The 26,210-nt window shown below is 57.2% G+C and carries 24 protein-coding genes and 1 other RNA gene; 15 read left to right on the top strand and 10 right to left on the bottom strand.

What is annotated here, in order from left to right; translation table 11 throughout:
* Positions 1–4: 4 nt before the first annotated feature.
* Positions 5–823, top strand: a complete 819-nt coding sequence (gene cof, locus M8318_RS10930) for an HMP-PP phosphatase (protein WP_262662554.1) — start codon at positions 5–7, stop codon at positions 821–823.
* Between the two features lie 40 nt (positions 824–863).
* Here cof and M8318_RS10925 read toward each other — a convergent pair whose 3' ends face one another.
* Positions 864–1,910 (bottom strand): PLP-dependent cysteine synthase family protein, encoded by a 1,047-nt coding sequence (locus M8318_RS10925; protein ID WP_262662553.1) that lies wholly within the window; start codon positions 1,908–1,910, stop codon positions 864–866.
* Positions 1,911–2,026: 116 nt separating this feature from the next.
* On the opposite strand from M8318_RS10925, the gene M8318_RS10920 reads away from it, so the two are divergent.
* The 5 genes from M8318_RS10920 (at position 2,027) to amtB (ending at position 7,926) form a co-directional block, all read left to right on the top strand.
* The gene (locus M8318_RS10920) at positions 2,027–2,485 is read left to right on the top strand and encodes an Lrp/AsnC family transcriptional regulator (protein ID WP_106992153.1); all 459 of its coding nucleotides are present in this window, start codon (positions 2,027–2,029) and stop codon (positions 2,483–2,485) included.
* Positions 2,486–2,527: 42 nt separating this feature from the next.
* Positions 2,528–4,300, top strand: a complete 1,773-nt coding sequence (locus M8318_RS10915) for a SmdA family multidrug ABC transporter permease/ATP-binding protein (protein ID WP_262662552.1) — start codon at positions 2,528–2,530, stop codon at positions 4,298–4,300.
* On the top strand, positions 4,293–6,071 hold the full coding sequence (locus M8318_RS10910) for a SmdB family multidrug efflux ABC transporter permease/ATP-binding protein (RefSeq protein WP_262662550.1): 1,779 nt from the start codon (positions 4,293–4,295) through the stop codon (positions 6,069–6,071). Before M8318_RS10915 ends, M8318_RS10910 begins: the two co-directional genes overlap by 8 nt.
* A 196-nt stretch (positions 6,072–6,267) precedes the next feature.
* Complete coding sequence (glnK, locus tag M8318_RS10905) at positions 6,268–6,606, top strand: P-II family nitrogen regulator (RefSeq protein ID WP_142488449.1); 339 nt, start codon at positions 6,268–6,270, stop codon at positions 6,604–6,606.
* A 33-nt stretch (positions 6,607–6,639) separates the two neighbouring features.
* Positions 6,640–7,926 carry an ammonium transporter AmtB gene (gene amtB / locus M8318_RS10900; RefSeq protein WP_262662549.1) on the top strand — a complete coding sequence of 429 codons (1,287 nt, stop codon included), beginning with the start codon at positions 6,640–6,642 and terminating at the stop codon, positions 7,924–7,926.
* A 96-nt stretch (positions 7,927–8,022) separates the two neighbouring features.
* Here the strand turns inward: amtB and tesB are convergent, their stop codons facing one another.
* Positions 8,023–8,883 carry an acyl-CoA thioesterase II gene (tesB, locus tag M8318_RS10895; RefSeq protein ID WP_106992157.1) on the bottom strand — a complete coding sequence of 287 codons (861 nt, stop codon included), beginning with the start codon at positions 8,881–8,883 and terminating at the stop codon, positions 8,023–8,025.
* A 208-nt stretch (positions 8,884–9,091) separates the two neighbouring features.
* Between tesB and M8318_RS10890 the strand changes: the two genes are divergently transcribed.
* Entirely contained in the window at positions 9,092–9,661 is a 570-nt protein-coding gene (locus M8318_RS10890; protein WP_262662547.1) for a YbaY family lipoprotein, read from the top strand.
* Between the two features lie 33 nt (positions 9,662–9,694).
* Here M8318_RS10890 and M8318_RS10885 read toward each other — a convergent pair whose 3' ends face one another.
* Complete coding sequence (locus M8318_RS10885) at positions 9,695–10,030, bottom strand: MGMT family protein (RefSeq protein ID WP_262662545.1); 336 nt, start codon at positions 10,028–10,030, stop codon at positions 9,695–9,697.
* Between the two features lie 154 nt (positions 10,031–10,184).
* On the opposite strand from M8318_RS10885, the gene ffs reads away from it, so the two are divergent.
* From ffs to M8318_RS10870, 3 genes are all read left to right on the top strand, one after another.
* An RNA gene (ffs, locus tag M8318_RS10880) (signal recognition particle sRNA small type) lies at positions 10,185–10,281 on the top strand.
* Positions 10,282–10,586: 305 nt separating this feature from the next.
* Positions 10,587–10,838, top strand: a complete 252-nt coding sequence (locus tag M8318_RS10875) for a hypothetical protein (protein ID WP_142488453.1) — start codon at positions 10,587–10,589, stop codon at positions 10,836–10,838.
* Positions 10,835–11,053 carry a hypothetical protein gene (locus M8318_RS10870; RefSeq protein ID WP_032616855.1) on the top strand — a complete coding sequence of 73 codons (219 nt, stop codon included), beginning with the start codon at positions 10,835–10,837 and terminating at the stop codon, positions 11,051–11,053. Before M8318_RS10875 ends, M8318_RS10870 begins: the two co-directional genes overlap by 4 nt.
* A gap of 127 nt (positions 11,054–11,180) precedes the next feature.
* Here the strand turns inward: M8318_RS10870 and yczR are convergent, their stop codons facing one another.
* A complete protein-coding gene (gene yczR / locus M8318_RS10865; RefSeq protein WP_262662541.1) occupies positions 11,181–12,602 on the bottom strand; it encodes a MocR-like transcription factor YczR in 1,422 nt (473 codons plus the stop codon).
* A gap of 84 nt (positions 12,603–12,686) precedes the next feature.
* On the opposite strand from yczR, the gene yczE reads away from it, so the two are divergent.
* The 4 genes from yczE to M8318_RS10845 all read left to right on the top strand — a co-directional run bounded on the left by yczE (position 12,687) and on the right by M8318_RS10845 (position 18,049).
* Positions 12,687–13,295 carry a membrane protein YczE gene (gene yczE, locus M8318_RS10860; RefSeq protein WP_262662539.1) on the top strand — a complete coding sequence of 203 codons (609 nt, stop codon included), beginning with the start codon at positions 12,687–12,689 and terminating at the stop codon, positions 13,293–13,295.
* A gap of 76 nt (positions 13,296–13,371) precedes the next feature.
* Positions 13,372–14,445 (top strand): LacI family DNA-binding transcriptional regulator, encoded by a 1,074-nt coding sequence (locus M8318_RS10855; protein WP_262662537.1) that lies wholly within the window; start codon positions 13,372–13,374, stop codon positions 14,443–14,445.
* Positions 14,446–14,549: 104 nt separating this feature from the next.
* On the top strand, positions 14,550–17,636 hold the full coding sequence (locus tag M8318_RS10850) for a beta-galactosidase (RefSeq protein WP_262662535.1): 3,087 nt from the start codon (positions 14,550–14,552) through the stop codon (positions 17,634–17,636).
* A 59-nt stretch (positions 17,637–17,695) separates the two neighbouring features.
* Positions 17,696–18,049 carry a DUF1428 domain-containing protein gene (locus tag M8318_RS10845; protein WP_142488459.1) on the top strand — a complete coding sequence of 118 codons (354 nt, stop codon included), beginning with the start codon at positions 17,696–17,698 and terminating at the stop codon, positions 18,047–18,049.
* A 32-nt stretch (positions 18,050–18,081) separates the two neighbouring features.
* Here the strand turns inward: M8318_RS10845 and M8318_RS10840 are convergent, their stop codons facing one another.
* Positions 18,082–19,650: an EAL domain-containing protein gene (locus M8318_RS10840; protein ID WP_262662531.1), complete on the bottom strand. Its 1,569-nt coding sequence runs from the start codon at positions 19,648–19,650 to the stop codon at positions 18,082–18,084.
* A 192-nt stretch (positions 19,651–19,842) separates the two neighbouring features.
* Between M8318_RS10840 and ykgO the strand changes: the two genes are divergently transcribed.
* Positions 19,843–19,983 (top strand): type B 50S ribosomal protein L36, encoded by a 141-nt coding sequence (gene ykgO, locus M8318_RS10835; RefSeq protein ID WP_106992179.1) that lies wholly within the window; start codon positions 19,843–19,845, stop codon positions 19,981–19,983.
* A 59-nt stretch (positions 19,984–20,042) separates the two neighbouring features.
* Here ykgO and M8318_RS10830 read toward each other — a convergent pair whose 3' ends face one another.
* The 5 genes from M8318_RS10830 to acrA form a co-directional block, all read right to left on the bottom strand.
* Positions 20,043–20,507 carry a YlaC family protein gene (locus tag M8318_RS10830; RefSeq protein WP_166181746.1) on the bottom strand — a complete coding sequence of 155 codons (465 nt, stop codon included), beginning with the start codon at positions 20,505–20,507 and terminating at the stop codon, positions 20,043–20,045.
* Positions 20,508–20,687: 180 nt separating this feature from the next.
* Entirely contained in the window at positions 20,688–20,906 is a 219-nt protein-coding gene (locus M8318_RS10825) for an HHA domain-containing protein (RefSeq protein ID WP_032616864.1), read from the bottom strand.
* Between the two features lie 8 nt (positions 20,907–20,914).
* The gene (gene tomB / locus M8318_RS10820) at positions 20,915–21,307 is read right to left on the bottom strand and encodes an Hha toxicity modulator TomB (protein WP_106992181.1); all 393 of its coding nucleotides are present in this window, start codon (positions 21,305–21,307) and stop codon (positions 20,915–20,917) included.
* 491 nt (positions 21,308–21,798) lie between these two features.
* Complete coding sequence (acrB, locus tag M8318_RS10815; protein ID WP_262662529.1) at positions 21,799–24,936, bottom strand: multidrug efflux RND transporter permease subunit AcrB; 3,138 nt, start codon at positions 24,934–24,936, stop codon at positions 21,799–21,801.
* Between the two features lie 22 nt (positions 24,937–24,958).
* Positions 24,959–26,152: a multidrug efflux RND transporter periplasmic adaptor subunit AcrA gene (gene acrA / locus M8318_RS10810; RefSeq protein WP_261641975.1), complete on the bottom strand. Its 1,194-nt coding sequence runs from the start codon at positions 26,150–26,152 to the stop codon at positions 24,959–24,961.
* Positions 26,153–26,210: the final 58 nt, after the last annotated feature.

Here is a 26,210-nt window from a genome sequence, read left to right as displayed (position 1 = left end):
TCCCATGGCGCGGCTGGCTGCATTTGATATGGACGGCACCTTGTTAATGCCGGACCACCGTTTAGGTGACAAGACGCTGAGCACGCTTAAGCGACTGCATGAGCGCGACATTACGCTCACCTTCGCCACCGGACGGCATGTGCTGGAGATGCGCCACCTGATGGGTGCGCTTGCCCTTGATGCGTTTTTGATTACCGGCAACGGGACGCGCATTCACTCCCTGGAAGGCGATGTCCTTTATCGTCAGGATTTGGCGCCGGACGTGGCGGAGCAGGTGCTGCATACCACCTGGGATACCCAGGCCAGTATTCACGTGTTTAACGACACCGGCTGGCTGACCGGGAAGGAGATCCCGGCGCTGCTGAACGCGCACGTCTACAGCGGCTTCCAGTATCAACTCACCGATCTGCGCCGTATCCCGGCGCACGCGGTGACCAAAGTCTGTTTTTGCGGCGATCACGACGATCTCTGCCGCCTGCGCATTCAGCTTAACGAGGCGCTGGGCAACCGCGCACATCTGACCTTCTCGGCAATAGATTGCCTCGAAGTGCTGCCGGTCGGGTGCAACAAAGGGTCTGCCCTGGCGGTGCTAAGTGATCATCTGGGCTTAACGATGCAGGAGTGTATGGCGTTTGGCGATGCGATGAACGATCGCGAGATGCTGGGCAGCGTGGGCCGCGGCCTGATCATGGGCAATGCGATGCCGCAGCTGATCGCTGAGCTCTCGCATTTACCGGTTATCGGGCACTGCCGCAACGAGGCCGTGTCCCACTTTTTAACCCATTGGCTGGATACACCTGATCTTCCTTATTCCCCCGAATAGTGAGACCCTTCCAGCAAGCCAGACGACAGTCTGGCTTTTTTTATTTTACCAGCCGGGCAATCTCCGCCAGCCACGGCGTCACATCACCAATGTTGGCTTTCACCCACTCCGCGTTGTAGTAGGTCTCCAGATAGCGCTCGCCGCTGTCGCACAGCAAGGTAACGATCGAGCCGGTTTCCCCGGCGTCACGCATCCGCGCAGCCAGCTGCAAGGCGCCCCACATATTGGTCCCGGTAGAGGCCCCGACCTTGCGGCCCAGCTGGGTTTCCAGCCAGTGGGCAGTGGCAACGCTGGCGGCATCCGGCACGCGGAGCATCTCGTCCACCACGTCAGGGATAAACGACGGCTCGACGCGCGGACGGCCAATCCCTTCGATTTTACTGCCTACCGGGCTGCGCAGGGTGGGATCGCGCTGCTGCCAGTAATCGAGAAACACCGAGTTCTGCGGATCGACCACCATCAGGCGGGTATCGTACCCCTGGCAGCGAATATAGCGGCCAATGGTGGCCGAGGTGCCGCCGGTCCCGGCGCTCATCACGATATGGGCCGGCACCGGGTGGGGCTCATTTTGCATCTGGCGGAAAATACTGTCGGCAATGTTGTTATTGCCGCGCCAGTCCGTGGCCCGCTCCGCGAAGGTAAACTGGTCCATATAATGACCGTTCAGCTCCCGGGCCAGCATCTCGGAAGCGGCATAAATTTCGCAGGCGCTTTCGACGAAATGGCAGCGTCCGCCGTAAAATTCGATCTGTTCGATTTTGCGTTTCGCCGTGCAGGAGGGCATGACGGCGATAAACGGCAGGCCGAGCAGGCGGGCAAAATAGGCCTCAGAGACGGCGGTTGAGCCGGAGGACGATTCGATGATAGTGGTGCCTTCATTGATCCAGCCGTTACACAGCCCATACAGGAACAGCGAGCGCGCCAGACGGTGCTTCAGGCTGCCGGTCGGGTGGGTGCTTTCGTCTTTCAGATAGAGCTGGATCCCGGCAAAACCCGGGAGGGTCAGGCGAATAAGGTGTGTATCCGCCGAGCGCTGATAATCGGCGTTAATTTCACTGATGGCGTTTTTAACCCAGGTGCTATTCATCGCGGTAATCCGTTTGTCATTTTGTGCCCAGCATAGCGAAAAGCACAGAAAAAATTGTTGCTATCTGGCCTTTAAAATAGAATGTAAGGAGAAAAATTTTCTCTGCGAGGGTGGGTATGCTAGATAAAATTGACCGTAAGCTGCTGTCCTTACTGCAAAGCGACTGCACCCTCTCTTTGCAGGCGCTGGCGGATGCCGTTAATCTGACCACCACGCCCTGCTGGAAACGCCTTAAGCGACTCGAAGATGAAGGCATCCTGCTGGGACGCGTGGCGCTGCTCGATCCCGAAAAACTGGGGCTTGGATTGACCGCCTTTGTTCTGATAAAAACGCAGCACCACAGCAGCGACTGGTACTGTGGGTTCGTCAGCGTGGTATCGGAAATGCCGGAAGTGCTGGGCTTCTGGCGCATGGCGGGCGAATACGACTACCTGATGCGCGTTCAGGTGGCGGACATGAAGCGCTATGATGATTTTTACAAACGGCTGGTCAACAGCGTGCCAGGTCTGTCGAATGTCACCTCCAGCTTTGCGATGGAACAGATTAAATACACCACCGCCTTACCCATTGAATAACTTCCCGGCCCGGCCGGAATACGATCCTCAGGAAAAGACCGCGTGCGATTATTTGCTCAGTTAAGCTGGTACTTTCGCCGGGAGTGGCAACGCTATCTCGGTGCAGTGGCTCTGCTTATTATCATTGCCGTTCTGCAGCTCATCCCGCCGAAAGTGGTGGGCTATGTCGTGGACGGCGTTACGGAACAGCATTACACCACCGCACGGGTGATGATGTGGATCGGCACGCTGGTGCTGACGGCGGTGGTGGTCTATCTGCTGCGCTATGTCTGGCGCGTGCTGCTGTTCGGGGCTTCCTACCAGCTGGCAGTGGAGCTGCGGGAAGATTTTTACCGTCAGCTTAGCCGCCAGCATCCGGAATTTTATCTCCGCCATCGCACCGGGGACCTGATCGCCCGTGCCACCAACGATGTGGATCGCGTGGTCTTTGCCGCCGGGGAAGGGGTGCTGACCCTGGTGGATTCGCTGGTGATGGGCTGCGCGGTGCTGATCGTGATGTCCACCCAAATCAGCTGGCAGTTGACCCTGCTGGCGCTGCTGCCGATGCCGATTATGGCGCTGGCGATTAAACGCTACGGCGACCAGCTGCATGAACGCTTCAAGCTGGCGCAGGCGGCCTTCTCCTCCCTCAACGACCGTACCCAGGAGAGTTTGACCAGTATCCGGATGATCAAAGCCTTCGGCCTGGAAGATCGCCAGTCGGCGCTGTTTGCCGCCGATGCCGCCGATACCGGGGCCAAAAACCTGCGCGTCGCCCGTATCGACGCCCGCTTTGATCCCACCATTTATATCGCCATCGGCACCGCTAACCTGCTGGCCATCGGCGGCGGCAGCTGGATGGTGATTAACGGCTCGCTGACACTCGGACAGCTGACCAGCTTTGCCATGTATCTGGGGCTGATGATCTGGCCGATGCTGGCTCTGGCCTGGATGTTCAATATCGTCGAGCGCGGCAGTGCGGCCTACACCCGGATCCGCGCCATGCTCGCCGAGGCGCCGGTGGTGAATGACGGCAGCGAACCGGTGCCGCCGGGCCGCGGTGAGCTGAATGTCGCCGTCCGCGCCTTTACCTATCCGCACACGGAGAAGGTGATCCTCGAAAACGTCAGCTTCAGGCTGCAACCCGGGCAGATGCTGGGCATCTGCGGTCCAACGGGTGCCGGGAAGAGCACCATTCTGTCGCTGATCCAGCGCCACTTTGATATTGACCAGGGCGAGATCCGCTTCCACGATATTCCGCTTACCCGGCTGCAGCTGGACAGCTGGCGCAGCCGGCTGGCGGTGGTGAGTCAGACGCCGTTCCTCTTCTCCGATACCGTCGCCAACAATATTGCGCTGGGTTGCCCGCAAGCCACACGGGAAGCGATCGAGCACGTCGCCCGTCTTGCCAGCGTGCATGAAGATATCCTGCGCCTGCCCCAGGGCTATGAAACCGAAGTGGGGGAGCGCGGGGTGATGCTCTCGGGCGGCCAGAAACAGCGTATTTCTATTGCCCGTGCGCTGCTGTTGAATGCCGAAATCCTGCTCCTCGACGATGCCCTCTCCGCCGTCGATGGCCGCACTGAACACCAGATCCTGCATAACCTGCGTCAGTGGGGAGAAGGGCGCACGGTGATCATCAGCGCCCATCGTCTGTCGGCCCTGACCGAGGCGAACGAAATTCTGGTGATGCAGCACGGGCATATTGCCCAGCGCGGGCAGCATGAACAACTGGCGGACCAGCCGGGATGGTATCGCGATATGTATCGCTATCAACAACTGGAAGCGGCGCTGGATGACGTGCCGGATATGAATGAGGAGGCCGCCGATGCGTAGTTTTTCCCAGCTGTGGCCGACCCTTAAACGCCTGCTGGCGTATGGTTCGCCTTGGCGCAAACCGCTCTCGCTGGCGGTGGTGTTGCTGTGGATTGCGGCCATTGCCGAAGTGACCGGCCCGCTGCTGATCAGCTATTTCATCGACAACATGGTGGCGAAAAACTATCTCCCGCTCGGCCTGGTGGCCGGGCTGGCAGTGGCCTATATCGGCCTGCAGCTGCTGGCGGCCGGGCTGCACTACGCCCAGTCGCTGCTGTTTAACCAGGCCGCCGTCGGAGTGGTACAGCAGCTGCGTACCGACGTGATGGATGCCGCCCTGCGCCAGCCGCTGAGTGCGTTCGACACCCAGCCCGTTGGGCAGATCATCTCCCGCGTCACCAACGATACCGAAGTGATCCGCGATCTCTATGTCACGGTGGTGGCCACGGTGCTGCGCAGCGCCGCGCTGGTGGGTGCCATGCTGGTGGCGATGTTCAGCCTCGAGTGGCGAATGGCGCTGATAGCGATGGCGATCTTCCCGGCGGTAATGATTGTGATGCTTATTTACCAGCGCTACAGCACGCCGATTGTTCGCCGCGTGCGCGCCTATCTGGCGGATATCAACGACGGCTTTAACGAAGTCATCAACGGCATGAGCGTCATCCAGCAGTTCCGCCAGCAGGAGCGCTTTGGCGAGCGGATGGGCGAAGCCAGCCGCTCCCACTATATGGCCCGCATGCAGACCCTGCGGCTGGACGGTTTTCTTCTGCGTCCGCTGCTCAGCCTGTTCTCGGCGCTGGTGCTGTGCGGATTGCTGATGCAGTTTGGTTTCGCTGCAGGCGGCACCATTGAGGTCGGGGTGCTGTACGCCTTTATCAGCTATCTGGGCCGTCTTAACGAACCCCTGATTGAGCTCACCACTCAGCAGTCGATGCTGCAGCAGGCGGTGGTCGCCGGTGAACGCGTTTTTGAGCTGATGGATCGCCCGCGTCAGGCCTACGGTAATGACGATCGGGACCTGCAAAGCGGCACCATTGAGTTTGATCAGGTCTCCTTCGCCTATCGCGACGATCGGCTGGTGTTGCAGGATATCGATCTGAAGGTGCCGTCCCGGAGTTTTGTCGCGCTGGTGGGCCATACCGGCAGCGGTAAAAGTACCCTCGCCAGCCTGCTGATGGGCTACTACCCGCTTACCGAAGGGGAGATTCGTCTCGACGGTCGTCCTCTCGCGACCCTGAGCCACGCCGTGCTGCGTAAAGGGGTGGCGATGGTGCAGCAGGATCCGGTGGTGCTGGCCGATACCTTCTTCGCTAACGTCACGCTTGGGCGACCGTTCAGCGAGGAGCAGGTGTGGGAGGTGCTGGAGAAAGTGCAGCTGGCAGAACTGGCGCGCGGCCTGCACGACAACATTCACACCCGGCTGGGCGAGCAGGGGAATAACCTCTCCGTCGGGCAAAAACAGCTTCTGGCTCTGGCCCGGGTGCTGATTGATACGCCGCAGGTGCTGATCCTCGATGAGGCCACGGCCAGCATCGATTCCGGCACCGAACAGGCGATCCAGCAGGCGCTGGCCGCGGTGCGTGAACAGACCACCCTGGTGGTGATTGCCCACCGCCTGTCGACCATTGTCGAGGCGGATACCATTCTGGTGCTTCATCGCGGCCAGGCAGTTGAGCGCGGCACCCATAAGCAACTGCTTGAGGCGAAAGGGCGTTACTGGCAGATGTATCAACTGCAGCTGGTCGGTGAAGAGCTGGCCGCCAGCTCGCGGGAAGAGTCGCTCAGCGCCTGATGCACTAAAATTAAGCAAGCTGCCAGCCGCTGAATCGGTTGGTGCAAAAATGAAACGCATCATGCACTGCCATGGTGCGTTTTTTTTCGCCCTCTCTGCGCCATGCCTCATCTTTCCTCTCTTTTCAATTCTGGCACACCGCTTGCAATACCTAATCAGTTCGCGAGCCATTACCGAATTCTGACTGGAGAGATATATGAAGCTGGTTACCGTGGTCATCAAACCATTCAAGCTCGAAGACGTGCGTGAAGCACTCTCTTCAATGGGTATTCAGGGACTGACCGTCACCGAGGTGAAAGGCTTTGGGCGACAGAAAGGTCATGCGGAGCTCTACCGGGGCGCCGAATACAGCGTCAACTTCCTGCCAAAAGTGAAGATTGACGTGGCGATTGCCGACGATCAGCTGGATGACGTCATCGACGTGATCAGTAAAGCAGCCTACACCGGCAAAATTGGCGACGGCAAAATTTTCGTTGCTGAGCTGCAGCGCGTTATTCGCATTCGTACCGGCGAAGCTGACGAAGCGGCACTGTAAAACATCAGGCACACAGTGATAGGGATCGAGAAAATGAACACAACAACACTCAAAGCAGGTCTGGGGTCTCTGGCACTGCTGCCGGGGCTGGCAATGGCTGCACCGGCGGTGGCAGACAAAGCCGATAACGCTTTTATGATGATTTGCACCGCGCTGGTGCTGTTTATGACCATTCCGGGGATTGCGCTGTTTTACGGCGGCCTGATCCGCGGTAAAAACGTTCTCTCCATGCTCACCCAGGTAACGGTCACCTTCGCGCTGGTGTGCGTTCTGTGGGTGGTCTACGGCTACTCGCTGGCCTTCGGGGAGGGCAATGCCTTCTTCGGCAGCTTTAACTGGGCGATGCTGAAAAATATCGAGCTGACCGCGGTTATGGGCAGCTTCTATCAGTACATCCACGTCGCGTTCCAGGGCTCGTTCGCCTGTATCACCGTCGGCCTGATTGTCGGGGCGCTGGCGGAACGTATTCGCTTCTCCGCGGTGCTGATCTTCGTGGTGGTATGGCTGACGCTCTCCTATGTCCCGGTGGCGCATATGGTCTGGGGTGGCGGTCTGCTGGGCTCCCATGGCGCGCTGGACTTTGCCGGCGGCACCGTGGTGCACATCAACGCCGCAGTGGCGGGCCTGGTGGGCGCATACCTGATCGGCAAACGCGTCGGTTTTGGTAAAGAAGCCTTCAAACCGCACAACCTGCCAATGGTCTTTACCGGCACCGCGATCCTCTACTTCGGCTGGTTTGGCTTTAACGCCGGTTCTGCCAGTGCAGCAAACGAAATCGCGGCGCTGGCCTTCGTGAACACCGTTGTGGCCACGGCGGGCGCAATCCTCTCGTGGATCTTTGGCGAGTGGGCGGTACGCGGTAAACCTTCCCTGCTGGGTGCCTGTTCCGGTGCCATTGCCGGTCTGGTTGGCATCACCCCGGCCTGTGGTTTTGTCGGTGTTGGCGGCGCGCTGATCATCGGTATCGTGGCGGGTCTGGCGGGTCTGTGGGGCGTCACTGCGCTGAAACGTGTTCTGCGTGTGGACGATCCTTGTGATGTGTTTGGCGTGCACGGCGTGTGCGGCATCGTTGGCTGCCTCATGACCGGCTTCTTCGCTTCTACCTCACTGGGCGGTGTCGGCTACGCAGAAGGCGTAACCATGGGCCATCAGGTGCTGGTGCAGCTGGAAAGTATCGGCCTCACGGTAGTCTGGTCGGGCGTAGTGGCCTTTATCGGCTACAAACTGGCGGATATGACGGTGGGTCTGCGCGTACCGGAAGAGCAGGAGCGCGAAGGTCTGGACGTCAACAGCCACGGCGAGAATGCGTACAACGCGTGATTTGAGGATATTGCCCGGTGGCGCTACGCTTACCGGGCCTACGGATTGTGCTTTTGTAGGCCGGGTTAGGCGAAGCCGCCACCCGGCTTTTTCACATTAACCCCGGTTGCGCATCACCCCTTCCTGCACCGTAGACGCCACCAGCACCCCATCCTGGGTATAGAACTCACCGCGAACAAACCCGCGCGCGCTCGACGCCGAGGTGCTCTCCACGCTGTACAGCAGCCAGTCGTTCATATCGAACGGACGGTGGAACCACATCGAATGATCGATAGTGGCAACCTGCATCCCTTTCTCGAGGAAGCCCACGCCGTGCGGCTGCAGGGCAACCGGCAGGAAATTGAAATCGGACGCGTAACCCAGCAGATATTGATGGACACGGAAATCTTCCGGCACCGTGCCATTGGCGCGGATCCAGACCTGACGCGCCGGCTCGGCGGTATGGCCCTTCATCGGGTTATGGAACTCGACTGGGCGGATCTCCAGCGGCTTGTCGCAGAGAAACTTCTCTTTAACCTGCGGGGGCAGCAGATGCGCCAGCGCACGGGCAATGTCCGTTTCAGACTTTAATTCGTCCGGCGCCGGGGCAGGGGGCATCGTTTTCTGATGCTCATAGCCCGGCTCCGGGGCCTGGAACGACGCGGTCATATAGAAGATCGGCTTACCGTTCTGCACTGCCGCCACGCGGCGGGCGCTGAAGCTGTTGCCATCGCGCAGAACTTCCACGTCATAAACGATCGGTTTCTGGCTGTCGCCAGGGCGCAAAAAGTAGCTGTGAAAGGAGTGCACAAAGCGTTCTGCAGGTACTGTCTCTTTAGCTGCGTAGAGGGCCTGCCCTACAACCTGACCGCCGAATACCTGGCGCAAGCCCAGATCTTCGCTTTGTCCCCGAAAGAGTCCTTCTTCAATTTTTTCCAGGTTTAATAATGTCAGCAGATTGCCTAGTGCCTGACTCATAGTCGTCCTCAATTAAAACGCCGTGGCGAAAGATAGGCAGAGTATAACGCAGAATTGGAAGTGGTCCGATGGGTGCAATAATCTGAATAACAGGGAGATTCCAGGCATAAATAATTGATGTGTGCCACACTTACTCTCGTTAACCTGGTATTAACCACTCATCTGGCGGTATCGATCCCGCTGGTGCATTGATGATAAGGAGAACTCAATGAAACTCGTGCACGTGTTAAGTGGTTTAGCGGTAGCGGTTGCTCTTTCTGCCTGCGCAGATAAAAGTGCAGACATCCAGACGCCAGCGCCAAACCCAAATACTGCTGGCGTGGCGACACAGCCAACTATTCAGCAGCCTAATGTTTCTGGGACCATCTGGATCCGTCAGAAAGTGGCTCTGCCGCCAGATGCGGTATTAACCGTCACCCTGTCTGATGCTTCGCTGGCGGATTCGCCATCTAAAGTACTGGCACAGCGGGCGACCCGTACTGAAGGTAAACAGGCCCCGTTCAAATTTGAACTGCCGTTTAACCCGGCGGATGTGCAGCCTAACGCGCGGATCCTGCTGAGTGCCGCAATCACTATTAACGATCAGGTTGTGCTGATGACTGACATCGTGAAACCGGTGATCAATCAGGGTGGTACTAAAGCCGATCTGGTCCTGGTGCCTGTGCAACAGACCTCGCTGCCGTTGCAGCCTGGTGGCGGTGCGCCAACGACCGTACCTTCCACCTCGCCAACTCAGGTGAGCCCGTCTACGGCCACCCCGGCGCCTACCCAGCTTTAATGTCTCGAGCCCCTCTCGCCTGAGAGGGGCTTTTTAATACCGCCAGCGGTACTTCTGCAAATCAATCTGCCCACTGCCTGATACCTGCACCCCTTCGCTGAGCAGCGCCTGACGCTGACGCTGTAAATCGGGGCCGGTTAAGGAGATCGCACCGTGGCGGTTCACCACCCGATGCCAGGGCAGGGTGCTTCCTTCCGGCAACCGTTTAAGCACACCACCCACCTGTCGTGCTGCGCGCGGAGAACCCGCCAGTCGTGCCACTTCGCCATAGGTGGTGACGGTACCTTCGGGAATCGAGGCTACTATCTGCCAGACCCGCTGGGGAAAAGCGTCGTGTTCGTCCATTTTATGCTCCTGTGTTAAGAGCATGATAGAGATTACCCGGCAAGACAGGAAGAAAACGTGCACTCTGTAAACGCTTTGCGCAATAAAACATCACCCGGACGCGGTTAACTTGCAATTGCTATCTGGTACAGTGATAATGCGCCAGCGCGTTGGTTAACAACGCTCTCAATGGGGGCTCTGTTGGTTCTCCCGCAACGCTACTCTGTTCACCAGGTCAGGTCCGGAAGGAAGCAGCCAGGGCAGACGACGTGTGTGCCGGGATGTAGCTGGCAGGGCCCCCACCCATTTCTGCCTTCGGCAAAACTTCTCGTATCCACTCCGCATTCAGCCTTCTCAGGCCACCAGCCCAACGTCGACACTCTTATCCATAACAACAGTAAGTACATTATATATTTCTCAGCCAGCCTGTTTATTTCCTTAATTGTCATCATACTGAAATATGGTTGTCATTATTTTGTCATAATTGGCATGCAGGTTAACTGTGACATTTTTATGATATATAAGCAGGCAATATATATCTGGATAATAATGATAACTTCGTGTATTAATTTAATAAATTGATGTCAAGGATGTAGCCACCATGACCACTGCCGTGCTGAATGTAAAAATTGACGAAGCGCTGAAAGAGAAGCTTCGTCATTACGCAGAAGTGAATAATGAGAATCTTAGCGTTACCACAGAGAAACTGCTGCAAATGGCCTTTGCTGTAGCAGACGAGGCGGGAGTAACGGAAGAGGATATCGACAATCAACATACGGAAGAAGAGAACGTAGCACCTTTTACTCCTAAAGAAATCAAAGCATTAAGAAAAATTCTGAAGAAGAAAAAATGAAACAGCATCAGCAATCAACCGCCAGCAGCTACTCGGAAGCCTGCACGCTTCTGCGCTCTGGCTATGTCAAACATGTCCGCCTGGGCTGGGATGTTGGCAGTGATGAGTTCTTTCGAATTGCGTCTGACTGGTGTGATACCGGCGCGAAAATAAAGAAAGAAGGCGATAGTTTTGTTATTTCCCTGAAAGGTTTTCCTATCCCTGCTCAGCACTGACTTCCTTCCTGCTGAAAATGTCTGACTGTAACCATTACAGTCAGACATTTTTAAAAGCCTCCAGCTACGCTGTTATTTGTGCGCCCGCTCACTTTTTTCCGGTAATAGATATTGCCTTTGCAGGCGGTTATACAAGGGGGCGTTTGAATGATTGCCCGCTTTTATTCAGCGCCAGCCACAGCGGCTTGATCCGCATCAGCGCACTTTCCAGCTCCGCTGGCTCCAGCGAAAAGGGCATTCGCAGATAACGGTCAAAGGCACCAGAAAGGCCAAAGCGCGTCCCGGTTCCCAGATGAATACCAGCCGCTTCGGCGCGGGTGGCCAGCTGGGTTGCCAGCATATCCGGCAGCTCCACCCAGTAGGAGAGCCCGCCCTCCGGCATCTGGAAACGCCATTCCGGGAAGTGTTCCCGCAGTAATACCCCACAGCGATCCCGTCGCTCGCGCAGCATCTGCCGCCGGGTGGGTAAAAATGCGTCGCCATTTTCAATCAACCACAGGGTGGCCAGCTGCTCCAGCAGCGGCGAGCCGAGATCGAGCGTATCGCGGGTTTGTGCCAGCGTCGCGATGGTGCGCGCCGGGGCACGAACCCAGCCCAGACGCAGGCCTCCCCAGAAACTTTTTCCCGCCGAGCCGAGAGTAATGACATTCCCGTTCGGGCAGAAAGAGGCCAGCGGCGGCGGCGGGGGCGCATCGAACCAGAGATCAACCATGGTTTCATCCACTACCAGCGTGGTACGGGCCCGGGCGGCAATGGCGGCGATGGCCTCACGGCTGCCCGCGTCCATGCAGCGGCCGGTGGGATTGTGAAAGTCGGGCATCAGGTACGCCAGGCGCGGCGCTGTCTGGGCGAGGGTGGCGGCAAAACCGTCAATATCCCACCCGTTCTCCGGCAGCGATACGCCAACCGGCCGGCAGGAGGCCCCCTGAATGGCGGCGATAGCCAGCGGGTAGGTGGGGTGATCGACCACCACTCGATCGCCGGGTCCGGTGAACATTCGCAGCACCAGCGCCAGTCCGCTGACCGCACCGTTAACCACCATCACCTCTTCCGCCCGGGTAGGTAGACCCCGGACCGTATAGCGCGCAGCGATGGCCTCGCGTAGCGCCAGCAACCCCAGCTGGTCATAGCCGGTTTGCGTCAGATGCGGCGTCATGGCGGTCAGGGCGTGGGTATAGGCCTGATGAATCTCTGGCCCGGCACCCAGGGCGGCGGTAGAGAGATCCAACGCCGCACTGGCGTTGGCGCGGGTGGGGGGCGTGCGGCTGTCGGGCAGGATTACTCGCGACCCGCTGCCATGGCGGCTTTCGAGGTAGCCTTCATCACGCAGATGCGCAAGGGCGCTGCTGACGGTGGTACGGCTCACCTCCAGGGTTAAGGCCAGTTCGCGCTCGCCCGGCAGGCGTGTATCCAGCGCCAGCCTGCCGTCGAGGATCAGCAGGCGTAGCGCATCGGCAAGCTGACGCCACAGCGGGGTACGGGAGGTCTCCTGCTGCCAGTGGCCCAACAGGCGAACTAATGACTGGCTTCCAAATCGACGCGATGACATAAGCAGTCCACTTTTTCAAAACTGGACATTAATCATAGTGCCATTTCAGGTGATGATGAAAGCATAGCTAACCGGAGAAAGATCATGTTACGTCGATTACTTCAGCTTTACGTCGGATTAAGCCTGTATGGGCTGTCAACGGCGATGTTTATACGATCGGATTTGGGCGCCGATCCGTGGAATGTCTTCCATATTGGAGTGGCAAAACTGCTGGAAATGGATATTGGCACCGTCATCATTCTCACCGGTGTGCTGGTGCTGCTGCTGTGGATCCCGCTGCGACTGCGCCCGGGTCTCGGCACCATCAGTAACGTGATTGTCATTGGCCTGGCTGCCGATGTCGCGCTGACGTTTATCCCGGCTATCGACTCCCTGGTGGCACGCAGCCTGTTGCTGATCAGCGCGGTGATCGTCAATGCGCTGGCGACCGGGATGTACATCGGGGCCGGGTTTGGTGCCGGGCCGCGCGACGGCCTGATGACCGGGATCAATGCCCGTACCGGCTGGTCAGTTCGCAGCGTGCGTACGGCGATTGAGGTTTCAGTCCTGCTGTTTGGTTGGGTGCTGGGAGGCACATTTGGCGTGGGGACCGTGCTGTATGCCTTAAGCATCGGCCCGCTGATCCAGATCTGTCTGCCGTGGTTTCGTCAAAAGCCGCGCATTATAACCCCGCAGCCTGAGCGCGTTGTCTGATTTTGCGAAGCGCTCACATGCTTTACACAGTGGGTTATGACAGAATACGCGCATCAGCCACTGCAACGCGACGCGCATGAAAGCCATAACCCTTTACGATGTTGCCCGCCTGGCGGGCGTTTCCTATCAAACCGTCTCGCGGGTCATCAATGACGCGGCGCACGTGTCCACCCGCACCCGGGAAAAAGTGCTGCAGGCGATGGCCGAGCTGCACTATGTTCCCAACCGCGGAGCCCAGCAGCTGGCCGGCAAACGTACCCGCACCCTGGGACTGATCACCACCGATCTGGCCCTGCATGCCCCCTCGCAGATTGCCTCTGCGGTCAAGACCCGCGCAGGTGAGTGCGGAGCAAGCGTGTTGATCTCAATGGTCGAACATCCACAGCAGTGTCTGGCGGCGGTACAGGAGCTGCTCGCCCAGCGCGTGGAAGGATTGCTGGTCAACGTGCCGCTGGAGGACGAGCAGGCCGAAAGCCTGCAGGCACAGGCCGCTCCGGTGCCGGTGTTATTTCTTGATGTCTCGCCTGGCGCCCGGGTGCACAGCCTGGTGTTTGATGCCGAACAGGGGGCAGCCCTCGGTGCGCAGCATCTGCTGGCGCTGGGCCATCAGCGAATCGCTCTGCTCGGCGGGCCGCAAAGTTCCGTTTCGGCGCGGGCCCGTCTTGCGGGCTGGTTGTCGACGCTGGCGGCGGCCGGGGTAGAACCCTGCGCCATCGCTCAGGGCGACTGGAGCGCCGCCTCGGGTTATGAAAAAGCCCATCAGCTGCTGGCCGGGGCTACGCTTCCGCAGGCGATCCTGGTGGCGAACGATCAGATGGCGCTCGGCGTGATGCGCGCCTGTGCCGAAAAGGGCATTGCCGTGCCGGGCCAGCTCTCGGTGGTAGGGTTTGACGATACCACCGACAGCGCCTGGTTTACCCCGCCGCTGACCACCGTTCGCCAGGCGTTTCGCGAGGCAGGGCTGCGCAGCGTGGAGTGGCTGCTGGCGCAGCAGGGCAGCGCCGGGCAGGCTCCCGCGCAAACCCGTCTCCCGGTTACCCTGGTCGAACGACACTCCACCGCCCGGGAAGGGCTCCCGCAGGGCAGTGACGATCTGGCCCAGCAGCTAAAATCTCTGGCCATACTGGCCGAACAGCTGGCGCGCCGTTAACGCTTTTGTGATCGCCATCGCTTCATGACGCTCTCCCGCTTTACCCTGTTACCCTGACAGGGCATTGTAATTAAAAATTGTGAGCGCTTCGCAAAGAGGTAATTATGTCCCATCCTGCTCCGCTGACTCTCAGCACTCTGATTACGCGTCGTGACTGGGAAAATCCCGGTGTCACCCAATGGAATCGACTCCCTGCCCATGCGCCGCTCAGCGGCTGGCGTGACGAGCAGGCCGCGCGGGAGGAGGGAGATTCCTCTTCCGTCCGGTCGCTGAACGGCGACTGGCAGTTCAGCTACTTTACTGCGCCCGAGCAGGTTCCCGATAGCTGGACGCAGGAGGACTGCGCGGATGCGGTAGTAATGCCCGTTCCCTCCAACTGGCAGATGCAGGGCTTTGATACCCCGATCTACACCAACGTCACCTATCCGATCCCGGTCAATCCGCCATTTGTTCCAGCCGAAAACCCCACCGGTTGTTACTCGCTCACATTTGATATGGATGCCAACTGGCTGCAGAGCGGGCAGACGCGGCTGGTGTTTGAGGGCGTCAACTCGGCGTTTTATCTGTGGTGCAACGGGCAGTGGGTCGGCTACTCCCAGGACAGCCGTCTGCCCGCGGAGTTTGATGTTTCCTCGTTCCTGCGCCCGGGCAGCAACCGTCTGGCGGTGATGGTGCTTCGCTGGTGCGACGGCAGCTATCTGGAAGATCAGGATATGTGGCGGATGAGCGGCATCTTCCGCGACGTCACTCTGCTGCACAAAGCTGACACCCATATTGCCGATTATCATGTTGTCACTGAGCTGAACGCCGACTATGACCGGGCCCAACTCCAGCTGGGGCTGACCCTCGGCGGAGCCGACTACGCGGACTGCGAGGTCAATGTCAATCTGTGGCGGGCAGGGGAGTGTATCGCCAGCGCCACCGGCACGCCGGGCTCGGCCATTGTCGACGAGCGCGGCCACTGGCAGGAGCGGGTGAATCTCTCCCTGAAGGTGGATCAACCCGCGCTGTGGAGCGCGGAAATCCCCGCCCTCTACCGGTTAACCCTCGTGCTGCGCGACGGGCAGGGCCAGGTGCTGGACGTTGAAGCCTGCGACGTCGGTTTCCGCCGGGTGGAAATCAGCAACGGGCTGCTGAAGCTCAACGGCAAACCGCTGCTGATCCGGGGGGCTAACCGCCATGAACATCACCCTGAGCGCGGGCAGGTGATGGACGAAGCCACCATGCGCCGCGACATCGAGCTGATGAAGCAGCACAATTTTAACGCCGTGCGCTGCTCGCACTACCCTAACCACCCGCTCTGGTATCGCCTGTGCGATCGCTACGGGCTGTACGTGGTGGATGAGGCCAACATCGAAACCCACGGCATGGTGCCGATGAGCCGTCTGGCTGACGATCCGCGCTGGCTGCCTGCCATGAGCGAGCGCGTCACACGCATGGTGCAGCGGGATCGCAATCATCCGTCGATCATTATCTGGTCTCTGGGCAATGAATCCGGTCACGGGGCGAACCACGATGCCCTTTACCGCTGGGTGAAGGCGACGGATCCTACCCGCCCGGTGCAGTATGAGGGCGGCGGAGCCAACACCGCGGCCACCGACATCGTCTGCCCGATGTATGCCCGCGTCGATCAGGATCAGCCCTTCCCGGCGGTACCGAAATGGTCCCTTAAAAAGTGGATCGGCATGCCGGATGAGACGCGTCCGCTGATCCTCTGCGAATACGCCCACGCGATGGGTAACAGTTTTGGCGGGTTCGCCAAATACTGGGAGGCCTTCCGCAAGCATCCCCGCCTGCAGGGCGGTTTCGTCTGGGACTGGGTGGATCAGGCCCTGACGAAGCATGACGATCAGGGCAACCCGTTCTGGGCCTACGGCGGCGATTTTGGCGATAAACCTAACGACCGCCAGTTCTGTCTGAACGGGCTGGTCTTCCCGGATCGCACCCCGCATCCGGCCCTGTATGAGGCGCAGCGCGCCCAGCAATTCTTCACTTTTACCCTGGTCAGCCGCTCGCCGCTGGTGGTGGAGGTGCAGAGTGATTATCTCTTCCGCGAGACCGACAACGAGCAACTGCGCTGGTCGGTGGTGCGGGAGGGGGAGGTGCTGGCCTCTGAGGTGGTGCCACTCACTATCCCGCCGCAAGGCACGCAACGACTGGAGATCCCGCTCCCGCAGTGGGCTACGGCCCCGGGCGAGCTGTGGTTGAACGTAGAGGTATTCCAGCCCGCGGCCACACCGTGGGCTGGGGAAAACCATCTTTGCGCCTGGGATCAATGGCCGCTGCCCGCCCCATTAGTCGTTGTGCCGCCGAAGGCAGCAGGCGTTGCCCCTCAGCTTACCCGCGAGGATGACGCGCTGGTGGTGACCCATCAGCAGCAGCGCTGGCAGTTTGATTGCACCAGCGGCGATCTGACCCAGTGGTGGCGGGAAGGGGAGGCAACGCTGCTCGCCCCGCTAACCGACAACTTTACCCGCGCCCCGCTGGATAACGATATCGGCATCAGCGAGGCGACCCGCATCGATCCCAATGCCTGGGTGGAGCGCTGGAAGGCGGCGGGGATGTACAGCCTGAAACCACGTCTGCTGGAGTGCACAGGCGAGCAGCTGGCGCAGGCGGTGACGATCGCTACTCTACATGCCTGGGAGCATGACAAGCAGGTGCTGTTCCTGAGCCGCAAATGCTGGCGCATCGACAGCCATGGCGTGCTGCATGGCGATGTTGAGGTGCAGGTGGCGAGCGATATGCCGGAGCCCGCGCGTATCGGGCTGAGCTGTCAGCTGGCGCAGACGCCGCAGAGCGTGATCTGGCACGGGCTCGGGCCGTATGAGAACTATCCGGACCGCAAGCTTGCTGCCCGCCAGGGACGTTGGGAGCTGCCGCTTGCGGCGCTACATACCCCCTATATTTTCCCGACCGAAAACGGCCTGCGCTGCAATACTCGGCAGCTGACGCTGGGGCAGCATCAGCTGGACGGCGACTTCCACTTTGGGGTGAGTCGTTACAGCCAGACGCAACTGCGCGAGACCTCTCATCATCATCTGTTACGGGAAGAGCCCGGCTGCTGGCTGAGCCTGGATGCGTTTCATATGGGCGTCGGGGGCGACGACTCCTGGAGCCCGAGCGTGTCGCCGGAGTTTATCCTGCAGGGGAAAAAGGTGCGTTACACCTTTAGCTGGCAACAGAACTAAACTTAATCGCTGATGCGGTCACACCAGGTGGCCGCACGTTCACTTCGGAGGTTTATCTGATGAAGTATGTCGATGGTTTTGTGGTTGCCGTTCCCGCGAATAATAAGGAGGCTTATCGCGAGATGGCAGCAAAAGCCGCGCCGTTGTTCAAAGAGTTTGGCGCGCTTCGCATCGTGGAATGTTGGGCAGATGATGTACCCGACGGCAAATTAACGGACTTCCGCCTGGCGGTGAAGGCGGAAGAGAACGAAGAAGTGGTCTTCAGCTGGATCGAATATCCTTCCAAAGCGGTTCGCGACGAGGCGAATCAGAAGATGATGAACGATCCCAGGATGAAGGAATTTGGCGAATCCATGCCGTTCGACGGTAAACGGATGATTTATGGCGGTTTCTCGCCGCTTCTGGACGAGTAAGCCTGGTGCCCGGCGGCACTCACCGCCGGGCACTATGCGTGTGATTCCGGGTCGAGATTATTTTCCGCCCACTGAATAAAGGCCTCTTTCGGCAGCGCTTTACTGTAAAACCAGCCCTGACCGTACTGCACCCCGTGGCAGCGCAACCATGTCAGCTGGCCTTCGGTTTCAATCCCTTCCGCCACCATCGCCAGATTGAGCGATCGGGCCATCTCAATGATATGCGGCGTCACGTTTTTGTACTCCAGCGCGTCGACGAATGACTTATCGATTTTCAGGGTGTCGACGTCCAGATCCTGCAGATAGCTGAGGCTGGAGTAGCCGGTGCCGAAATCGTCAATATAGACAGAGTGCCCTGCGCGCCGGAAGCCGGCAATGGCGGGAGCACTGACGGTGGGATCGGCAAATCCACGCTCGGTAAGCTCCAGTGCGATCTGCGAGGGCGGGATCTGCCACTGATTCAGAAGACGGCTCAGCAGCGGAGGCACCGTCCCCGAGATCAAATCCGCTGGGGCAAGGTTAATCGAAATATGCTGGTCCGGATGCTGACGTAGCCACTCGCCCATCTCCTCAAACACTTTTTCGATAATCAGCGTGGTCAACTGATTCATCAGGCCAGTCTGCTCCGCCAGGGAGACGAAAATATCGGGAGAGAGATAGCTGCCGTCCGGCTGCGGCCAGCGGGCGAGCGCTTCCGCCCCGGTCAGCTTGCCGCTGTTGAGTGCGACAATCGGCTGGAAATGAACCTGGAACTCTCTGGCACTGATGGCGTCCAGCAGGCGATGCCGGGGAGATTGCAGGCGGCGTAACACACGCAGTACAAACCAGGCCGTCAGCAAACTGATCAACACGCCAAAAGGCAGCCAGAAATAGAGCTGGTGGTGCCAGCTCTCTTTTAGCGGCTTCAGGGAAGCCCACGCCACGATGGCAAACCCCAGGTCGGGGACGTTGTGCACGTTATACATCGCGCCGTTATGTTGAAAATGGGTGCTGCTATCCCGCTGCATCTGGTTGAAGACCTGCATATCCAGACTGTTACTGCTGGCGAAAACGAGATTGCGGCGGATCCCCACCAGGGCTACGTCGATCGGCCAGGAGCCAAAGGGGATCACGTCGATCAGCGAGGCCGGGTCGATCATCACGATATAATGGCCGGTGCCCAGGGCGGCCATATAGCGATCAAGATTCAGATCGTTATGCGAGGTAACCCAGGCCCGATAGCCATCGGGCGTGATCCGCAATGCCGGCGGAAAGGGGGGAGTGTGACTCTCCTGTTCCAGCGAAGAGCAGCGCGGCTTGAGATCGTCCACGTAGATCACCTCCTGGATATAGCGCCAGGAGAAAGAGGCGCGGCGCATTACCAGCGCATGTTCGCGACTACAGGGGATACCTTTGAAGGACTGCATTTCGGTGAGAGCGGATTTGGCCTGGGTAATCACTCTGTCGGTACGGATCTGGACCCGCGCTGAGTAGTCGTTCAGATCCTCAACAAACTTATCTTCCGCATTACGGTGCGCCAGCCAGACGCTCAGGCAGACAGGAACAAGCACTGCAATAACCAGTACGCAAGTCACCACACTTACCAGGTGTCGGGTTGTCATGCTCCTGTTTCCTTTTTATTACGCCGGGCGTGGGGCGCACAAGTCGATGACATTAAAACGGAAAGCCACGCTGAAGTGTAGAACTATTTTAGATGAGTTTACGGGCCGCTTATCCGCCGTGGGTTGTTTTTCCACCGCCACTCGGATATGCTAATTGTTATGTTATAACAATTCATTTCAGGAAGGTTAAATATGCAGGTTCTCAATTCATTGCGCAGCGCCAAAAAACGACATGCGGATTGCCAGATCGTCAAACGTAAGGGACGGCTGTATGTGATATGCAAATCCAATCCGCGGTTCAAGGCGGTGCAGGGTCGTAAGAAGAAACGTTAGGCGAGAACAAGAGGCTTGCCGCTAACAGCGAGGCTGTCGGCGGCAGGTCAGAGCAGGCTTCAGGCAGCCGTGCGGGCCAGGGTGAAGACGTCGTAGAAAGAGAGCTCGCCTTTGGTGGCGATCATTTTTTGCAGCTTCTCTTTTTGCTGGGATTCAACCTGGGGTGAGTGCAGGATGCTGTCGATCAGCTGGTTAGGCACATAGCGCGTGTTGTACCACTCACCGTTGTAGCAGACGCGAAAATCGAGCACATCAATATCTTCATAGCGGTAACGCGGATTAACGTCAAAGAAGAAGAAGGCGTTAAAGACGACGAACAATACCACCAGTAGCCAGACGGAACCGATCAGCGTGTCCGACTGCAGCATCACCACCAGCGTAGCCAGCCATGCGGCGTACATGGCGACAAACAGGCCCGGATGTTTGCGAATAAAGCTGATGCTAAAGCGCGGTCTGTTGTCACGCTTTTCGCGAACATTGAGGTCATCAATGGTTTCGGTAAGCAGGCGTTGTATCTCGGTCATCTTCTGCCCTTTCTAAATCAACTCAAAACGGGGGGATCCGTGTATTTTAAGTGACCACAATGTTTGTGGAAAGTAACAGTTACGCTAAGAAAAAACATAACAGTTGCCAGAAAAGGGCGGGGCAGATGAGGCGGTCAAACTGTTCAGTACCACACAGCGTTTCCGCTGGGTGTCACCCAATCAGCGTACAAATTTCCACACAGCGGTCGGGATTTTATCGTACAGCTTATTCATCGTGAGTTCAGCCAGACGATGATCGGCTGCAGAATAGAATACCGCTAACTCATTATCAGAAAGCTCGTATTTATTTTTCTCAATCACACGTTCAAGAGTGTCAATTGACTGACAGCGTCGCAAACGCATCAAATAATCTGTCTTGGTTAATGGTTTATCAGACATAAATTCACCTAATTGTTTGTAATAATTTTAACCGGAGAAGCTAACGGGTTAGCCCTACTTGCAGTGACAAAACAACGAAAAAGCCGATTGCCTGATTTACGCCATTTTTGCAAATCCTGCGCGTTAATGCCGTAGCTGCTGAATAACATAAAAGTGTCATCCAGGTATTCGTCAATTTGCTCAATCAACTTATTATCTTCGTTATACTTAATTTTATAATTAAGGGCGAAGGCTGCTATATGCTCAATCAACTCGTTTAACTGCAAATTAATGGCAGAAGTAGGGTCATTGACCCAGCCATGGTTGCTCTCATCGAGATTGGTCAGGCAGTCATGGTACAGGGATTCACAAAGGAATTTCAACTGTGCAATATCTTGCCTTTTGGGCGAGTATTCGTCCATAGCGCATCCCCTTTTTGAGTGATTTTTTACTCACCGAACATCGTTGTCGGGAAGGGTACAACTGACTTAGCGTCAACGACTACTGTATGCGTCTTACCGTTAACTATAATCTACTCTGATTAGGATTTCACCGCGCTATTACGAAAAATTACAATTACGCCACAGGTTAAAGGGTCTGGCGGTCACTATGTTATATATTGTTTTATCCAGAGGACGATCCTTTCTTATCATCCGTCTCGATTTTACGCCCATTTCAAAAAAAACAATCAGGCGTCATCACAAACAAAAAACACCAGGAATACTCTTAATAACTCAGAAGCAACGCATGAATTTAAGAATTTATGTAAGAGGAATGGGTTAAATATGAGAAGTTGTTTAACGCTGACATAAAATATATAAACCGCCCATAAGCGTATTTTATGATTTTCAATTGCCAAAAAAAAGGCCGCATTAGCGGCCTTTTTAACGGTTAACAACAGTTTCCGGTGGTCTTACACCGAATGTTTGTGTTCGATATCTTCGTTTTTACGGCTGAAACGACGACGTACCACCACAAAGAATACCGGAACAAAGAAGATAGCCAGTACGGTTGCGGTGACCATCCCGCCCATTACGCCAGTACCTACGGCGTTCTGAGAACCGGAGCCAGCACCCGTGCTGATGACCAGTGGCATAACGCCAAGGATAAAGGCCAGGGAGGTCATCAGAATCGGACGCAGACGCATACGGACCGCGTCCAGCGTGGCTTCGATAAGCCCTTTGCCCTCTTTATCCATCAGATCTTTGGCGAATTCTACGATAAGTATCGCGTTCTTCGCCGACAAGCCAATGGTTGTGAGCAGGCCCACCTGGAAGTAAACGTCATTACCCAGACCGCGGAATGTGGCCGCCAGCAGGGCGCCAATGACCCCCAGTGGCACAACCAGCATAACCGAGAACGGAATCGACCAGCTCTCATACAGCGCCGCCAGACACAGGAATACCACGATCAGGGAGATGGCATACAGGGCAGGGGCCTGGTTGCCGGACAGACGTTCCTGATAGGACATCCCCGTCCAGTCATAACCGATGCCTGCTGGTAGTTTTTGCGCCAGCTCTTCCATCAGGTTCATGGCCTCACCGGTACTTCTACCCGGGCCAGCCTGACCAAGGATTTCCATGGATGGCAGACCGTTGTAACGTTCCAGACGCGGCGAGCCATATTCCCAGCGTGAGGTAGAGAAGGCGGCGAATGGCACCATCTGACCGTTACTGCCGCGAACGTACCAGTTGTTGATATCGCTCGGCAACATACGGTACTGCGCTTCAGACATCACGTACACCTTCTTCACACGACCGCGATCGATGAAGTCGTTGACGTAGCTACCGCCCCAGGCCGCGCCCAGTGTGGTATTGATATCACTGATAGAAACGCCCAGCGCCTGTGCTTTCTCCTGATCGATATCCACTTTGAACTGCGGGGTATCTTCCAGGCCGTTAGGACGCACGCCCACCAGCAGATCGGGATGCTTGGCGACTTCACCAAACAGCTGGTTACGCGCCTGAGTCAGTTTTTCGTGGCCCAGACCGCCCTGATCGATAAGCTGGAAGTCAAAGCCGGTTGCCGTACCCAGCTCAACGATCGCTGGCAGGTTAAAGGCAAAGACCATCGCATCTTTAATCTGCGAGAAGGTACCCATCGCACGGCCAGTAATGGCTTCAACCTTGTTCTCCTCACCCGGACGGTCAGCCCAGTCTTTCAGCGAAACGAAGGCAATACCGGTGTTCTGGCCACGACCCGCAAAGCCGAAGCCGTTAACCGCAAACACCGATTCAACGTTGGCTTTCTCTTTGGTGAGGTAGTAATCCGTCACCTCATCCAGCACTTTCTGGGTACGTTCCTGGGATGCACCTGCTGGCAACTGGGCCATGGTCAGGAATACGCCCTGGTCTTCGTCCGGCAGGAAGGAGCTTGGCAGACGAATGAACAGGTACGCCATACCGACCACGATGATGATATAGAGCAGCAGATAACGACCGGTGCTGCGCAGGATGTTGCCCACGCTGTCGGTGTAGTGGTGCGTGCTCTTATCAAACATGCGGTTAAACCAGCCGAAGAACCCTTTGTGCTCGCCGTGGCCGCCTTTCTGAACCGGTTTCAGCATGGTGGCACACAGGGCCGGAGTCAGGATCAGTGCGACCAGTACTGACAGAGCCATCGCCGACACGATGGTGATGGAGAACTGACGATAAATCGCACCGGTTGAGCCACCGAAGAAGGCCATCGGAATAAATACCGCCGACAGTACCATCGCGATACCGACCAGCGCGCCCTGGATCTGACCCATCGATTTACGGGTGGCTTCCTTCGGCGGTAGTCCCTCTTCGGACATAACACGCTCGACGTTTTCCACCACCACGATGGCGTCATCCACGAGCAGGCCTATCGCCAGTACCATCCCGAACATCGTCAGGGTGTTTATCGAATAGCCAAAGATCGACAGTATCGCAAAAGTACCCAACAGGACGACCGGAACGGCGATGGTAGGGATCAACGTCGCACGGAAGTTTTGCAGGAACAGATACATTACGATGAAGACCAGGATGATCGCTTCGACCAGGGTTTTCACTACTTCGTGAATCGAGATCTTAACGAACGGCGTGGTGTCATACGGGTAAACGATTTTCAGGCCTGACGGGAAGAAAGGTTCCATTTTCTTCAGTTCAGCACGGATCGCGGTAGCGGTATCCAGGGCGTTCGCGCCGGTCGCCAGTTTGATCCCCAGACCGGATGCCGGCTGGCCATTAAACTTGGCGATAACGTCGTAGTTTTCACCGCCCAGCTCTACCTTCGCCACGTCACGCAGGCGAACCTGGGAACCGTCCGGATTCACCTTCAGCAGAATTTTACTGAATTCATCAGCCGAGGTCAGACGGGTCTGCGCGATGATCGAGGCGTTGAGCTGCTGGCCTTTAACCGGTGGCGTACCGCCTAACTGACCGGCTGCCACTTGGGCGTTCTGCGCTTTAATCGCAGTGATCACGTCCACTGGCGTCAGCTGGAAGTTGTTCAGTTTGTTCGGGTCCATCCAGATACGCATCGCGTACTGGGAACCGAACAGCTGCACATCACCCACGCCAGAAGTACGGCTGATAGCGTCCTTCATGTTGGCACCTACGTAGTCGGAAATATCCTCCTGCGTCATGGTGCCGTTGGTGTTGATAACGCCGACAACCATCAGGAAGCTACTGGAGGATTTCTCCACGCTCACACCCTGCTGTTGAACTTCTTGCGGCAGTAACGGCATCGCCAGCTGCAGTTTGTTCTGCACCTGAACCTGAGCGATGTCCGCATCCGTACCGGATTCGAAGGTCAGCGTGATCTGCACCGTGCCGGTGGAGTCACTGTTGGAGGACATGTACATCAGGTTATCGATACCGTTCATGTTCTGTTCGATAACCTGGGTTACGGTGTCCTGCACCGTTTTGGCATCAGCCCCTGGGTAGGTTGCGGCGATTGAAATTGCTGGCGGCGCAATGGTTGGATATTGCGCGACTGGCAGCTTCAGGATCGCAAGTCCCCCGGCTAGCATGATGATGATGGCGATCACCCACGCGAAAATGGGGCGATCGATAAAGAAATTAGGCATGTCTTAACGGCTCCTGTTTAAGTTAAGACTTAGGTTGTTCTGACTGGCCGCCTGCGGAGGCTTGTTGTTGATTGTCAGACGTGACCTCTTGCGCTTTAACCTGGGCGCCCGGGCGAACTTTTTGTAAACCGGTAATGATGACACGATCGCCATCTTTCAGACCGTCGGTGACCAGCCATTTGTCGCCAATCGCCTGGGTTGCCGTGATCTGACGGACTTCGACTTTGTCTTCAGCGCCAATGACCATTGCACTGGCATCGCCGCGCGGCGTACGGGTCACACCCTGCTGTGGAACCAGCAGTGCGGTTGGGTTAGTCCCCTCTTCCAGGCTTGCACGAACGAACATACCCGGTAACAGCGTATGGTTCGGGTTCGGGAAGATGGCGCGCAGGGTGATAGAACCGGTGGTCTGATCGACCGTTACGTCAGAAAACTCGAGGCTGCCAGCCTGTGGGAACTTGATACCGTCGCTGGTGACCAGCTCCACTTTCGCTTTGCCGTTTTCCTGCTTCAGGGTGCCGTTTTCGAGCTCCTGTTTCAGACGCAGGAAATCATTGCTCGACTGGGTGACATCGACATAGATCGGGTCAAGCTGCTGCACGGTAGCCAGCGCGTTGGTCTGGCCACTCTGCACCAGAGCACCTTCGGTCACTGACGATTTACCAATGCGACCGCTGATGGGGGAGGTCACTTTGGTATAGGCCAGGTTAATACGTGCAGTTTCAACCGCGGCTTTCGCAGCAGTAACCGCAGCGTTAGCCTGCTGGGCATCGGCCTGGGCGCTATCGAATTCCTGTTGGCTGATGTACTGGGTGCCAATCAGTTTCTGATAACGGCTGACGGTCAGCTGAGCAATTTTTGCCGCAGCCTGGGCTTTCGCCAGATCGCCTTTTGCACTTTCGTAATTAGCCTGATAGGTAGCGGGATCAATCTGATACAGCGAGTCTCCGGCTTTAACATCGCCGCCTTCCGTAAAATTACGTTTCAGGATGATGCCACTCACCTGTGGACGCACTTCAGCAATGCGGTAAGCGCTGGTTCGGCCGGGTAGTTCTGTTTTTATCTGGAGAGGTTCGGATTTGAGCGTCACGACGCCAACTTCTGGCACCTGCTGAGCCCCTTGTTGAGCCTGTTTTTCGTCACATCCTGTAAGCGCTAAGCTGCCTGAGAGCATCAGAACGATCGCCAGAGGCGTTAACCCTCTGTTTTTGTTCATATGTAAACCTCGAGTTTCCGATTTCAAATTGATCAATGGATCACGCGTCCACAAACCC

This window comes from Leclercia tamurae, assembly GCF_025566055.1.
Classification (GTDB): Bacteria; Pseudomonadota; Gammaproteobacteria; order Enterobacterales; family Enterobacteriaceae; genus Enterobacter; species Enterobacter tamurae.
Note: the sequence above shows the minus strand (reverse complement) of the source record. Positions and strands in the feature narration are given on the sequence as shown.